A 12,406-nucleotide genomic window follows, 5' to 3' on the forward strand; every position below is an offset into this window, starting at 1 on the left:
GTGTTTGGTGCCCGGTTGCATCAGCGCGTCAGCAACTCGATATACGCTTGATAACTGTAACTGCGGTTTTTTTTCTGTCCGGTAAATTCCACCACAATCCCCAACTCCTCCAACACCTTGACCGCCGCCGTGGCGGTTGGGAAGGTGGTGTTCAATTTCCGGCGCACCTGTTCAATGCTGAAGCGCGGCATCATCGGCAGCATCTCGAACAAGCGATAACTGGCCGGGCCGACTTTTGCCGCGCCCAGCAGTCGCCGGCGATTCGCAGCGACCAAGCTGGCAATCGCCACAATGCTGCGCTCGGCGTCGGTCGCCGCCACGGCCACCGCTTCCAAAAAGAAAGACACCCAGCCTTCCCAGTCGCCATCGGTGCGGATGGCCGACAAGCGCCGGTAATACTCGCTTTGGTGTTGTTTCAAGTAGCCGCTGAGATACATTAAGGGCTCTGGCAATAAGCCCCAATGCTCCATCAACGCCGCGATCAGCAGACGGCCAATCCTGCCGTTGCCATCCAGAAATGGGTGGATGGTTTCAAATTGGGCATGCACCAGGGCAATCTTCACCAACGGCGGTAAATCATCCGGCGGCGTGGCGTGAATAAAGCGCTCCACATCGGCCAACAAATCGGCGACCCGTTCCGCCGGTGGTGGCACAAACGCCGCATTTCCGGGGCGAGTGCCGCCAATCCAGTTCTGCGACCGGCGCAACTCGCCGGGTTGTTTTCCCGTGCCTCTCGCTCCATCCAGCAGCAGATGGTGGGCATTGCACAACAAGCGGACGCTGATCGGTAAACCATCGGCGGCGCGTAAGTTATCCTGCACCAAGCGGAAGGCGCGTAGATAGTTGGTAACTTCCTCCACATCGTCGGTATTGCTGACGGCAAAACCGGCTTCCTCATCGAATAAGTCGGTCAGGGTTGCTTGCGTGCCCTCGATCTGCGATGTCAGCAACGCCTCTTTGCGAATCGCGCTGTAAAGCAACCAATCCACGGACGGCACCAGCCCGGATACCCCCGACAACCTTGCCAACGCCAATTCGGCGACATGGTTCAGCGTGACATAGCTCTCGATGGCCAAAACCGGATCGCAGGGCGGCAACGGATGCGGAACAAACGCCCGCACCGGCTCGCCCAATGTCGTGGAAGTGATGTAATCGCCGGTGCTGCGCATGGTATGAAAATATTCTTTAAGAGAGAATCGTCATATTAAAGCATTCTTTAATATCCGGCGCGAATATCAAAGAAAACTTGAATAAGCGCAGGGGCGACATCTCAAGCCTGCTCTATCATGGCGTCGGCTTCCGACAGTCGGAGTTGGCCGGAGATCAGGCGGGGTAGCAGGGTGTCACGGAGGGTAGCGAGGGTTTGGGCTTGCAATTCATTTTCACAAATTCGACGAATCAATGGATCAACTGTATTTCGATAAGCGCAAGTCAACTCTTCATTTGGCACGATTGCTTTTTCAATTGCAAAGTCTGGCCAGTGTCCCTTGTATTCAGAAAACTTCACTCGATCTTTCGTGGCGTAATATGTCCAGACAGTATCAACACCGGAACCTATAAAGGGCAAAACGTTTTGAATAGCCGAAAACGCAAAGGTAATTAACCTCATGTAGCAAGTGTGATTTGCGAAAACAATAACAGGCTCATCTAAAGTTGCTTTTACACCGGGTGTATCGTTATGGAAACCAATTATTCCCGATTTTCCTTGGTCAAGAATGGGAACCAAACCCTCCGAAGAAGCTGTTTTTTGATCATATTTTTTTCCGACCGATAGGCGTTTGATAAAACTTTCAAAATTCCCAACTCGCCACCCCCTCGGCACCAAGCCCAATTCCGATTCCTCAAAATCATCGGGAAACAGCGCGGCGGTGGCTTCGTCCATATTTTCAGGCTCCCGGCCTTGCTGCTTGGCGCGGACGGGGTCGAAATCGACAAACCATGATTTGAACAGCGCCTGAGCGATGGCTTCCAGCGTGGCGTTGGTTTCGCGCAGGAGAGTGATGCGGTTGTCGAGCGCACTAATGACTTGCAGTATCTTTTCTTGTTCATGTAGTGGCGGTATCGCCACTTGCATCTTGTCTACACGCGTAATGTAGATGTGTTTGATCGTTGAGCCATCAGAATCACCTTCCATCACTCTTTGGTAATGAGGAGATAAAAGTAGGTATTTCAGAAACTCCGGAATGATCTTTTTGTTAGGGCGTAGTAAAGCGACCGACTGATTGATGCATACTCCAGTTCGATCAACAACCGCAACTCTGCCAATGGAGCCGTCCTTGGTCAGTAGGACGTCGCCAATTAACGGTCTGCTTTTGTCAGTCAAAGAGTTTTGAAAGGCTTCAAGAGTTGTTTTACGAGCGGTGGCATAGTTTATTCGACCGTCTATCACGTCTTTTGCTGTCAGTTTCCAAGGCCCATCATCGGCGTCTGGCATTGGGTTGGTAAAACCGTATGTAATCAGTTCCAAGAAGTGACGCAGTGGCTCTACCAGCCAACACTCAGGGACGAACCCTACTTCCGCTGCTTTAAAACTCATACCCCAGCCCTCCCAACTTCTGCCTGATCAACTGATCGAGTTCCGCGCCTTTCGCCATCTGCTCGCCCAGCTTTTCGGTGAGCTTCTGCATCTTGTCGGCAAAGGCTTCGTCGTCGTCCTCAATTGCTTCGGCCCCGACATAGCGGCCAGGTGTGAGTACGTGACCATGCTCGGCGATTTCGGCCAGGGTGACGCTGCGGCAGTAGCCTGGGACGTCTTGGTAGCCTCCGGCCCCGGTTTCACCAGCCCCGTAGGTCGGGTTAGGCGATAGCCGTAACCCGACATTGTCCTTCACGCCAACATCATGACCATTGGTCTGTCGGGTTACGCCCGCTGGGCTAACCCGACCTACGGTTTTTGATTTTTGTTGTAGGTTATTCATGGCCTATGCCTGCGAAATCGATTGCGGTTTTGCCCCAATTGGTTGGGTAAATGCCGGCTTCGACGTATTTTCTAAAACTGGAATATTGCCAATCGATTGGCGACGCCACCAAACCGTGTTTGACCGGGTTGTAATGGATGTAATCGACATGACGCTCGAAGTCGATTTCATCGCGGATGACATGCTCCCAGAGCCGATGTTGCCAAATGGCCTGTTCGCCGCGTGATAGGCGAGATGCGTTAAGAATGCCGCGTAAATCCGGGTCACAATGCTTGGTAAAACCGGTTTTTATCAAGCGCCAGCGGGTCGAGAAATCGGCATCGCCGGCTGGCAATGTCCATACACAATGAAGATGATCAGGCAGTACAACCATCGCATTGATGTCGAACGGACGCGCTTGGCGCACTTTTCGCATCGCCGCGCGCAGTGTTTCTATTGCCTCGGCGCTGGCCAAAATCGGCCGGCGTTTTTCGGTAACGAGGGTAAAGAAAAAGCTGCCGCCAGGAATGTATGAGCGTCGGTATTGCATAATCGATGTCGGGTTATGCTGGGCTAACCCAACCTACGCCCACCGACGCCAGCAATAATGCCGGGCGAAACTTGCTGGCGGATAGATCGGAAAACGGAAAAGGCAGTAGGATTACTTGGCGGCTTGCAAATGCGCCCATGCGGCATCCTCCTCGTTGCGCTGCCAATCATCGGCTAACGCCATTTCACTGAGTGTGGCACCGCATACGGCGGTGTCTTCAATCGGCATATCACTGGTAAAGGTTACCAACACTCGGCGTGCGGCTTTAGCCAGCATGGGTGGGGTTTCTAAAAAATGCAGATGGCCATCGGGTTCCAGCACGGCTTCGTAGGTTTGCAGCATGATTAGGTCTCCGTTATGAGAAAGCTGAGTCATTGTGCAATGGGCGTTGGTATAAATCAAAACTCATACCCCAACCCTCCCAGCTTCTGCCGAATCAACTGATCGAGCTCAGCTCCTTTCGCCATCTGCTCGCCCAGCTTTTCGGTAAGTTTCTGCATCTTGTCGGCAAAGGCTTCGTCGTCGTCCTCGACGGCTTCGGCGCCCACATAGCGGCCGGGCGTGAGGACGTGGCCGTGTTCGGCGATTTCGGCCAGGGTGACGCTGCGGCAGTAGCCGGGAATGTCTTGGTAGGTTGGGTTAGGCGGTAGCCGTAACCCAACATTGTCGTCCGGTGCATTGGAAACGGTTTGTCGGGTTACGCTATCGCTAACCCGACCTACGTTTTCTTCCTCACGCCATGCCGCCACCGTAGCGGCGATGCGCTCGATGACTTCGTCGGTCAATTCCGCCTGCACCCGGCTGATCATGCTGCCCAGCTTGCGGGCGTCGATGAATAGCACTTCGCCCTGGCGGCTGGTCTTTTGCTTGGCTAAGAACCACAAACAGGCCGGAATCTGGGTGTTGAAGAACAATTGGCCGGGCAAGGCGATCATCACTTCCACTACGTCGGCGTCGACCATGGCGCGGCGGATGTCACCTTCGCTGTTCTGGCTGGAACTCATCGAGCCGTTGGCCAGCACGATGCCGGCGCGGCCGTTGGGTTTCAGGTGATAGAGCATGTGCTGCAACCAGGCGTAGTTGGCGTTGCCTGGCGGCGGCGTGCCGTACACCCAGCGCGGGTCACCTTCCAGGCTGCCGTGCCACCAGTCGCTGATGTTGAACGGCGGATTAGCCAATATGAAGTCAGCACGTAAATCCGGGTGCTGGTTGCGGGTAAAGCTGTCGGCCGGCTCCTTGCCCAGATTGAAGTCGATGCCGCGTATCGCCAGATTCATCGCCGCCAAACGCCAGGTGGTGGGGTTGGATTCCTGGCCGTAGATCGACACGTCGCCCAGTTTGCCGCCGTGGGCTTCGATGAACTTTTCCGATTGCACGAACATGCCGCCGGAACCGCAGCAAGGGTCGTAGACTTTACCGTGGTGCGGCGCCAGCACGGCAACCAGGGTTTTGACGATGCTGGCCGGGGTATAGAACTGGCCGCCTTTCTTGCCTTCGGCGCTGGCGAATTGGCCGAGGAAATATTCGTAGACCTGCCCCAACACGTCGCGGGCCTGGCTGGCGTCTTCGCCGAAGCCAATGGTGGACACCAAGTCCACCAGTTCGCCGAGCTTGCCGTTCGGCAGTTGGGCGCGAGCATAGCGTTTATCCAGTATGCCTTTCAGCTTGGGGTTTTCGCTTTCGATCAAGGCCAGCGCGTCGTCAATGCGTTTGCCGATGTCCGGCTGTTTGGCGGCGGCGCGCAAGGCTTCCCAGCGCGCGGCTTCCGGCACCCAGAAGATGTTGACTTCCTTGTAATAGTCGCGGTCTTCCAGTTCGGCGTCGATGTCTTCTTGCAGCGCTTCGCCGTAGTAATAGTCGTCGTCGGGATCGCGCAGGCGCTTTTCCAGGTCGCCGCGACGGGCGCTAAAGCTGTCGGAGATGTATTTGACGAAGATCAGGCCGAGCACCAGATGTTTGTATTCGGCGGCGTCCATATTGGCGCGCAGCTTGTCGGCGGCGGCCCAGAGTGTCCGTTTAATGTCGTCGAGCATGGTAAGGTGATGAGTCGTTCAAAGCCGCGAATTATCGGCGTTGTTGCAACCGAAGCCAATCAAATCCTAGCCGATTTAACATAGCGCGGATGCTGCGGAGCCAAGTGAATAGCTTGTCCGAACTTTCATTTTTGCGGTTTGGTGTATTGAAAACCCGCCTGCCTGACCAGCCAGATTTTCCAATTTAAGTTTGGCCTGACAGACGGTACCTGCGGTTGTGCGGTCGATGCTTCGATGGCCGCCAGGGTTGCGAAGCCGGCGAAGTTGGCAGCCTTACCGAAACGCCAGGCGGCAACCCATTCCCGGTTTTGGCCGTGCTTCGCTCGCAGCGCATGGCTCGGGCAGGCTATTCGGTTTTATTGGCGGTCTTGTACCACCACAGGCCGGCCAGCGCAGCCGCCCCGGCTACGGCGGCGAATAGCAATGTCGGGTTTTGGTACAGCGCGTCGATCAATGCGCCGATGATTTTCGGCGTACCGCGGTAACACGAAATATCCATGATTGGCTCCTGAATGGTTGGGAAAAGTCCAGCTTATGGCTAAAAATCGGCGTTGTCCAGCCAGGGCGCCAAACCGCCTGCCGCGGCCGAATTTTCGGCCGGACTGTTGCCGCATCCGGGGACTAATCGCCTACTCAGTTGACGGCAAGATGTGAAACGGCGTTTCGCAATATGAAAACCCATTTCAATCCAATCTCCGGCTGCCGCTTGCTAAGCCTCTGATTGTTATCGACCTAAAACTTGCCGCGCGATTGGCCCGAGGATTGCTGCAGCTCGGCGCGGTCCCAACGCAGCCGGCGGCGATGTGCGGCAGGCTGCCAATTCACCAACTAAACCTGAGGTTGACTGATGAAAGTCTTTTTATACGCAGAATATCAAGTAGCAATTCCGTTCGATCAAATCGATTGGCAGCCCATCAATGTCCAGATGAAACAATTTCCGGGCTTGAAGTCGAAGACCTGGCTCATCGGCGTCAACAACCATACCGTCGGCGGTTTTTACGAATTCGATTCGATCGCCAACGCGCAGAACTATATCGACGGCCTGCTGCTGCCGTTCGCGAAAAAGGTCAACGGCAATCTGTCGGTGAAATTGTTCGACGGCGAAACCACCCGCGCCGCCAATATCGGCATGAATTCGCCTTACTATCCGGCGGAATAGCGCCGGACACGCCAGTGCGGCGCCGGTTTTATTAGCAAAAATTAACTTTGTTCCCGCCAGCCGAATTGGGTAGATTGCACCGACCACCGCCCCTACCCTCAAACGGCAACTCATCGGGAGAAAGACATGACCTTGCATTTGAACCAAGTCGACACCGCCAAGCTGGAGCAGCTCCAGGGCAAACTCATCAACGACGTCGCCGGCTCGTTAGGCCTGTTGCTGGCCTACATCGGCGACAAGCTGGATTTGTACAGCGCGCTGTTGGAAATCAGTCCGGCCACCAGCCGGGAGTTGGCCGACAACACCGGTATGGACGAACGCTATCTGCGGGAATGGCTATCGGCCAACGCCGCGGCGGGCTACGTCCAGTACGACCCGGCGGCGGGCAAATTTTCGATGACGCCGGAGCAGGCCGTGATCTTCGCCGCCGAAGGCCATCCCGCTTGCATGCAAGGCTTTTTCCAGGCGGTAATGGCGGTGTATATCGACGAACCCAAGTTCAGCGAGGTGTTCCGCTCCGGTGCCGGCCTGCCCTGGCGCGAGCACAGCCCGTGCTTGTTCTGCGGCACCGAGCGTTTCTTCCGGCCGATGTACGCGATGAATTTGATCGACCATTGGCTGCCGGCGCTGGACGGCGTCTGCGCCAAACTGGAAGCCGGCGCCCGCGTCGCCGACGTCGGTTGCGGCCACGGCTCGTCGACGATATTGATGGCCAAAGCCTTTCCCAACTCGACGTTCCACGGCTTCGACTTTCACGCGCCGTCGATCGAACATGCCCGGGAACGGGCGCGCGCCGCCGGCGTCGCCAGCAACACCATTTTCGAAGTGGTCACCGCCAAGGAGTATCCGGGCAAAAACTACGACCTTGTGACCATCTTCGACGCGCTGCACGACATGGGCGACCCGGTCGGCGCCGCAGCCCACGTCGTCAGAACGCTGGCCGCCGACGGCTGCTTCATGCTGGTCGAACCGTTCGCCGGCGACGCGCTGGAAGACAATCTGCATCCGCTGGGGCAAATCTATTATTCGTTCTCGACCATGGTCTGCGTGCCGGCTTCCAAATCGCAGGAAGTCGGCTTGAGTCTGGGAGCGCAGGCGGGACAAAAACGCCTCAGCGAGGTGTTGAACGCCGCCGGCTTCAACCAAATCCGCCGCGCCGCAGCGACGCCGACCAATCTGGTGCTGGAAGCGAGGCTTTGATTTGCGGATAAGTCGCGCCGGCACAATTGAACCGGTCAACCGCTTTGCCGATAGAGGTCTCGATACAGCCGGCGCATGCGTTGCAGATCGCCGGCGCTCAAGCCATCTGCGCCGTAGCGGGCCGCTTCGAACAATCGGGTCAGTTCCGCGGCGCCGGTTTGCAGGTCGCGGCGATGTCTGCGTTGAATTTGCGTCAGGTATTCCCGGGTATTGTTGAACCGGGATCTCGGTAAATCGCCGAGCGCAAACAAGCGTTCCATTGCCCGGTAGTATTGGCGCGCGCCGCGCTCACCCTCGGCATGGCGTCCGCAGCGGCACAGATACCAATAATCCCAACGGCTTAAAAACCAGATCGCCCAAGGCGTCTCGCGCAGCAGATTGCGGAAAGCGAGTATTACGGCCAGCAGAATCAACCCCAGCAACGCGAACATCAAATCCAGCCAATGTTCGCGCAGCCATTGCCGCAGCCAGCGCCACCAATCGAAGACAACCAATACCGCCGGCTGTAGCGTTTCGCTGAATCCGGCCAGTTCCTCAATCGCCGATTTTTGCCAGCGCGGCATATGCGGCCGCTGCGCCGCGGCGCGCATTTCCTGCGGACCGGGCCAGTGCATGCCCGGCCATTGCAAACCTTGGCTGCCAGCGGAACCGTTTTCGGCGGCCGCACCCTGGCCTTTGGCTGCGGCGGAACCGGTCTGCCCGCCCGACTGCGCCTGCTCCAGCTCACCGCCCGGCGCCTGCGGAACCTCCTGGCCGAAGCGCGATTCCAGATAAGGCCAACTGACTTGCGGCGTCAGCAGGTACAAGCCGCCGCCGAGCAGCAAGATGCTCAGCGTGGCGGCCGCGCTGGCGGCGCCCTGCCCCCGGCTAATCGACGTCCGCGCCAGGCCGGTCAGACGCAGGTCGTCGCTACGCTGGCCAATCTGGCTGGCAACCAAGGTAAACACGGCGGCAATCAGATATGGCAGGATATAAAACAGCATGGTCCAGTCCGCCCGGTAGTGGGAAGCGGCAAACAGCACCAAGGCCAACGAGGTCAACAACCCCAGGTGCAACTGGCGGCGGCCGGCAGTCGCGCAATTGTAAGCAGCTTGCAACATCGCCAGCAGGTACAGGCCGGCGCGCGGCATGCCCCACAACGGCAAAAACGCGAACACGAACAACACCAAACCGAAAAACAACACGAATTTTTGGGCAATGCCGCCCCAGCCGCCGGCTTTTCGACCTTGGCGCCAACCGACGGCCAGGGTGCCGCCGAACACCACCGACCAAAACAGCATTTCCCTGCCGAAGCTGCCGTAGCCGATATCCAAATACGCGTTGCAGGCCAGCGCCAACAGTTGCGCGGCGAACAACCCGGCATACAGCGATCCGGCAAGCTTGGTTTCGTTCACGAATTGAATACCTCGGTCAAATCGTCGCCTTTGCGCACGGTCAGGCTCGGTACGCCCATCTCCAGCAGACCCAGGGTCAAATCCCTTCGCCGCGGTGCGGCGGCCATGCCGGCGCCGCTCGGAAAAAAACTGTCGCGGTCGAAGGTTACCGCCAGCAAATTGGCGCCTCTGGCGCGCAGCAAGGCCAGCGCTTGCAGCGTCGCCGTGTCCCGGTGCGGCGGTTCGCTGAGCAGCAACACCACGGTTTCGCCGCGCTGGCAATGCAAGGCAATGTCGGTCAACAGTTCGGCGTACGGGGTGCGGCCGTCGCTGTCCGCCACGGCCAAGGCGTCCAACATATGCTGAAAGTGCAAGTCGCCTTTGCCGGAAGCAAAGCGCACGGTTTGAGCCCCGTAAGCCAGCAAGCGGCTATGGATGTTTTGCCGGCAGGCATATCCGGCGACGGAAGCGGCAATCCGTATCGCATACTCCAGGGTGCTGTGGCGGCCGCGGCCGACATTGGCGTCCTTGGCCAAATCCAGTGCAATGTAAAGGCAAGCCGAAGCCAACGGTTCGAATTCTTTTACCATCAATTCGTTCATCCGCGCGGTGGTCGGCCAGTGCACGTGGCGCGGGTTGTCGCCGCTGCGGTATTCGCGCAGGCCGGCGAACTCGGCCGCTCCGGCGCCCTCCGGCAAACAGTAGGCGCCGCGGTGAATCTGGCTGGGCGCACCGAGCAAGGCCAAGGCCTGGATCGGAAACAATTTCGGGTAGATCGTAAATCCTTGCGTCGTCTGTTCTCCGGCGATACGCACTTCCGCCAAACCTAACGGAAACGACGAAGCCAGACCGACCGGCCCCAGCTGGTAAAAGCCGCGTTTTTCGCATTGCAACGTCAACTCGAAGCGGCGGCTAGCGCCGCCGGGGATATACGAAATCCCGCCCAACAAGCGAGCGCCGGCGGCAGGCAGCGATTCGGCGGCGCCGACAAAAGGCAGATGATCGGCCAATTCCAGCATAAAGCGCGGCAGCCGGCCGCGGTTATGCACTTCGAATTCGAATCTAACCATATCGCCTTCCAAAGCCCGTTGCGGCGCGATCCGGCGGATTGCCACGCGCTTCAACAACAGGTAAGGCCAGAGCAAACCGCTGAGTAAACCGCCGCCGATCAAGGCCGCCAATAGCCAAGGCAGACTTTGCTCGCGGGCGATGGCGCCGGCATAAGCCGCCAACGCAAAACCGGCCAGTATCCAAAACCGGCGTTGAACCGACATCGGGCTACACCACCGGCGGCGGCAATTGGCCGAGAATCTCGGCCAGAATTTCGCCGGCGCTGCGGCCCAGCACCGCCGCCTGCGGCCGCACCAACAACCGGTGCTCAAGTACCGCCGGCGCGATTAGTTTCACCAAATCCGGAGTGACGAAGGCTTGGCCGCGTAAATAGGCCAAACCTTGCGCGGCGCGCGCCAGCGCCAAGGTTGCGCGTGGGCTGGCGCCCAAACGCAAATCGGTGTGTTTGCGACTGGCAGCGCCGATACCGACGATGTAGGCGGCGACGTCCGGGCTGATATAGACATTTTTCACCTCGGCGCGCGCCGCCAGGATTTGGGCTTCGGTCGCAACCGGTTGCAGGGTCTCGATCGGATGGTTCTGAGCCTGTGCCGCCAGGATTTTGATTTCCTGGTCGATGTTGGGGTAGCCCATATGCAGCCGTATGAAAAAACGGTCCAACTGCGCCTCCGGCAGCGCATGGGTGCCGGCCATGTCGATCGGGTTTTGCGTAGCCATAACCGTGAATAATTTCGGCAATTCGTAGCTTTGGCCGTCGACGCTGACGTGGAACTCTTCCATGCATTCCAACAATGCCGACTGGGCCCGCGGCGTCGCCCGATTGATTTCGTCGGCCAATAGCAATTGGGTGAATACCGGGCCGGGACGAAATTCGAAATCCGCGCTTTTCTGGTTGTATACAGCCACGCCGGTGATGTCCGACGGCAATAAATCGGGCGTGCATTGCAGGCGCTTCATGTCGACTTGGATCGACCGCGCCAATGCCCGCGCCAACATGGTTTTGCCGGTTCCGGGCACGTCTTCCAGCAGAATGTGGCCTTTGCAAAGGATGGCGACGCAAGCCAGTTCGATGACCGGCCGTTTGCCGACGATGACGCGTTCGACGTTTTCGATCAGGGTGTGAATGTTTTCCATAGCGAGCGATTGAGTTGAATCAGGAATTCGGACCGGCTTGGCCCAAGATCGGCTTATCGGCAAAAATGGCCAGCAAGGCGAATAGCCCCACGGCCAAAGCAGAGCTACTCGCCGCGGCCGCCGACAAGCCCAAATACGCCAACGCCGACAGAAAAATGAAGTAGATCGACGGCACGATTCCGGATAAACCGCCGTGAATCCCGTAACCGGCAAGTAAAACCCAGACCAGCAGATTCAGGCCTACGACCCAGCGCACCGGATAGTAAACCGCCGGATGCAGCCGGTCCTTATTTCTGGCCAAGGCCAGAAACACGATCAGATAAGCCAATAACAATCCGTAGCCATAACCGAAAAACTCCGGATTTGCCGCAGCGGTCGAATCGTTATTCAACACGTAGAGCACGCTGCCGTTCAACACATTGGCCGGAATCAGATATTGCTGCAGATTGCGTTCGTTGCCGCCAATGTCCGCGGCGATATCCGGAAAACAGAACACCGCGTCCTGCGGCACGATTAACGAGCCTTGCGCCATCCGCAGTTGCGGATAGTCGGCCACCGGCTGGGCGTTCACCGCCAGGGTTTGCCCGGCAAAACCGATTTGGTCGCCCGGCATGCCCTGTACCCGAGTGATTTGCAGTTGCCCGGCAGCGTCGGTATAGCGGACCAAACGCCCCCGGCTCAATTCAATCCGATTCGACATCACCATGAATGCATTTTGACTCAGTTCGCGATAAGCCGGATTGGCGGACGCCATGCGGCTGACAGGATGGTTCAACGGCGCGTGGATTAACGGAAATCCGAAAACGATGCCGGCCAACAGGCATAACAGATTCGGCCAAATTCTTAGGCTGGTAAGCATGAAACTCCTGGTTGGGGTCAATTGCAAAGGGGCCAGCCAAGCGCCGCGACTGGCTGGTCGGCTCTAGCGTTGTTGCTGGGTAGCGTAAACTTAGTCCAAGTTTTGGATTGCGTTGCCCTGACTTGCGACA

General features: G+C 57.7%; 13 protein-coding genes. 2 read left to right on the forward strand and 11 right to left on the reverse strand.

Features of this window, described 5'->3' with window-relative positions; genetic code table 11:
- Positions 1-20 precede the first annotated feature (20 nt).
- The 7 genes from NP603_RS14445 to NP603_RS14475 all read right to left on the reverse strand — a co-directional run bounded on the left by NP603_RS14445 (position 21) and on the right by NP603_RS14475 (position 5,979).
- Positions 21-1,169 carry a Fic family protein gene (locus tag NP603_RS14445; protein ID WP_256611611.1) on the reverse strand — a complete coding sequence of 383 codons (1,149 nt, stop codon included), beginning with the start codon at positions 1,167-1,169 and terminating at the stop codon, positions 21-23.
- Positions 1,170-1,270: 101 nt separating this feature from the next.
- Positions 1,271-2,536 carry a restriction endonuclease subunit S gene (locus NP603_RS14450; protein WP_256611613.1) on the reverse strand — a complete coding sequence of 422 codons (1,266 nt, stop codon included), beginning with the start codon at positions 2,534-2,536 and terminating at the stop codon, positions 1,271-1,273.
- Entirely contained in the window at positions 2,526-2,918 is a 393-nt protein-coding gene (locus tag NP603_RS14455; protein ID WP_256611615.1) for an N-6 DNA methylase, read from the reverse strand. The genes NP603_RS14450 and NP603_RS14455 overlap by 11 nt, the downstream gene beginning before the upstream one ends.
- Positions 2,911-3,447 carry an REP-associated tyrosine transposase gene (locus tag NP603_RS14460; RefSeq protein ID WP_305891436.1) on the reverse strand — a complete coding sequence of 179 codons (537 nt, stop codon included), beginning with the start codon at positions 3,445-3,447 and terminating at the stop codon, positions 2,911-2,913. The genes NP603_RS14455 and NP603_RS14460 overlap by 8 nt, the downstream gene beginning before the upstream one ends.
- A 111-nt stretch (positions 3,448-3,558) precedes the next feature.
- A complete protein-coding gene (locus NP603_RS14465) occupies positions 3,559-3,789 on the reverse strand; it encodes a hypothetical protein (protein ID WP_256611617.1) in 231 nt (76 codons plus the stop codon).
- A gap of 56 nt (positions 3,790-3,845) precedes the next feature.
- Positions 3,846-5,480, reverse strand: a complete 1,635-nt coding sequence (locus NP603_RS14470) for a class I SAM-dependent DNA methyltransferase (protein ID WP_256611619.1) — start codon at positions 5,478-5,480, stop codon at positions 3,846-3,848.
- A gap of 346 nt (positions 5,481-5,826) precedes the next feature.
- Positions 5,827-5,979 carry a hypothetical protein gene (locus NP603_RS14475; protein ID WP_256611621.1) on the reverse strand — a complete coding sequence of 51 codons (153 nt, stop codon included), beginning with the start codon at positions 5,977-5,979 and terminating at the stop codon, positions 5,827-5,829.
- 348 nt (positions 5,980-6,327) lie between these two features.
- Between NP603_RS14475 and NP603_RS14480 the strand changes: the two genes are divergently transcribed.
- Together NP603_RS14480 and NP603_RS14485 are read left to right on the forward strand one after the other, a co-directional pair.
- Positions 6,328-6,639 (forward strand): YdhR family protein, encoded by a 312-nt coding sequence (locus NP603_RS14480; protein ID WP_256611623.1) that lies wholly within the window; start codon positions 6,328-6,330, stop codon positions 6,637-6,639.
- A gap of 126 nt (positions 6,640-6,765) precedes the next feature.
- Positions 6,766-7,839 (forward strand): class I SAM-dependent methyltransferase, encoded by a 1,074-nt coding sequence (locus NP603_RS14485; RefSeq protein WP_256611624.1) that lies wholly within the window; start codon positions 6,766-6,768, stop codon positions 7,837-7,839.
- Positions 7,840-7,874: 35 nt separating this feature from the next.
- Here the strand turns inward: NP603_RS14485 and NP603_RS22040 are convergent, their stop codons facing one another.
- From NP603_RS22040 to NP603_RS14505, 4 genes are read right to left on the reverse strand one after another with little or no spacing between them, the layout of a single operon-like run.
- Entirely contained in the window at positions 7,875-9,233 is a 1,359-nt protein-coding gene (locus NP603_RS22040) for a DUF4129 domain-containing protein (protein WP_256611626.1), read from the reverse strand.
- Entirely contained in the window at positions 9,230-10,486 is a 1,257-nt protein-coding gene (locus NP603_RS14495) for a DUF58 domain-containing protein (protein ID WP_256611627.1), read from the reverse strand. The genes NP603_RS22040 and NP603_RS14495 overlap by 4 nt, the downstream gene beginning before the upstream one ends.
- Before the next feature lie 4 nt (positions 10,487-10,490).
- A complete protein-coding gene (locus tag NP603_RS14500; RefSeq protein WP_256611628.1) occupies positions 10,491-11,417 on the reverse strand; it encodes an AAA family ATPase in 927 nt (308 codons plus the stop codon).
- A gap of 19 nt (positions 11,418-11,436) precedes the next feature.
- Positions 11,437-12,276, reverse strand: a complete 840-nt coding sequence (locus tag NP603_RS14505; protein ID WP_256611629.1) for a hypothetical protein — start codon at positions 12,274-12,276, stop codon at positions 11,437-11,439.
- Between the last annotated feature and the right edge of the window lie 130 nt (positions 12,277-12,406).

It is taken from the genome of Methylomonas aurea (assembly GCF_024505045.1).
GTDB lineage: Bacteria > Pseudomonadota > Gammaproteobacteria > Methylococcales > Methylomonadaceae > Methylomonas > Methylomonas aurea.

What these genes read in the sequence shown, in the direction of transcription:
- NP603_RS14455 (WP_256611615.1), bottom strand. Translation starts at nt 2,918, where the DNA reads ATGAATAACCTACAACAAAAATCAAAAACCGTAGGTCGGGTTAGCCCA.
- NP603_RS14465 (WP_256611617.1), bottom strand. Translation starts at nt 3,789, where the DNA reads ATGCTGCAAACCTACGAAGCCGTGCTGGAACCCGATGGCCATCTGCAT.
- NP603_RS14500 (WP_256611628.1), bottom strand. Translation starts at nt 11,417, where the DNA reads ATGGAAAACATTCACACCCTGATCGAAAACGTCGAACGCGTCATCGTC.
- NP603_RS14445 (WP_256611611.1), bottom strand. Translation starts at nt 1,169, where the DNA reads ATGCGCAGCACCGGCGATTACATCACTTCCACGACATTGGGCGAGCCG.
- NP603_RS14480 (WP_256611623.1), top strand. Translation starts at nt 6,328, where the DNA reads ATGAAAGTCTTTTTATACGCAGAATATCAAGTAGCAATTCCGTTCGAT.
- NP603_RS14460 (WP_305891436.1), bottom strand. Translation starts at nt 3,447, where the DNA reads ATGCAATACCGACGCTCATACATTCCTGGCGGCAGCTTTTTCTTTACC.
- NP603_RS14470 (WP_256611619.1), bottom strand. Translation starts at nt 5,480, where the DNA reads ATGCTCGACGACATTAAACGGACACTCTGGGCCGCCGCCGACAAGCTG.
- NP603_RS14475 (WP_256611621.1), bottom strand. Translation starts at nt 5,979, where the DNA reads ATGGATATTTCGTGTTACCGCGGTACGCCGAAAATCATCGGCGCATTG.
- NP603_RS14485 (WP_256611624.1), top strand. Translation starts at nt 6,766, where the DNA reads ATGACCTTGCATTTGAACCAAGTCGACACCGCCAAGCTGGAGCAGCTC.
- NP603_RS14505 (WP_256611629.1), bottom strand. Translation starts at nt 12,276, where the DNA reads ATGCTTACCAGCCTAAGAATTTGGCCGAATCTGTTATGCCTGTTGGCC.
- NP603_RS14450 (WP_256611613.1), bottom strand. Translation starts at nt 2,536, where the DNA reads ATGAGTTTTAAAGCAGCGGAAGTAGGGTTCGTCCCTGAGTGTTGGCTG.
- NP603_RS14495 (WP_256611627.1), bottom strand. Translation starts at nt 10,486, where the DNA reads ATGTCGGTTCAACGCCGGTTTTGGATACTGGCCGGTTTTGCGTTGGCG.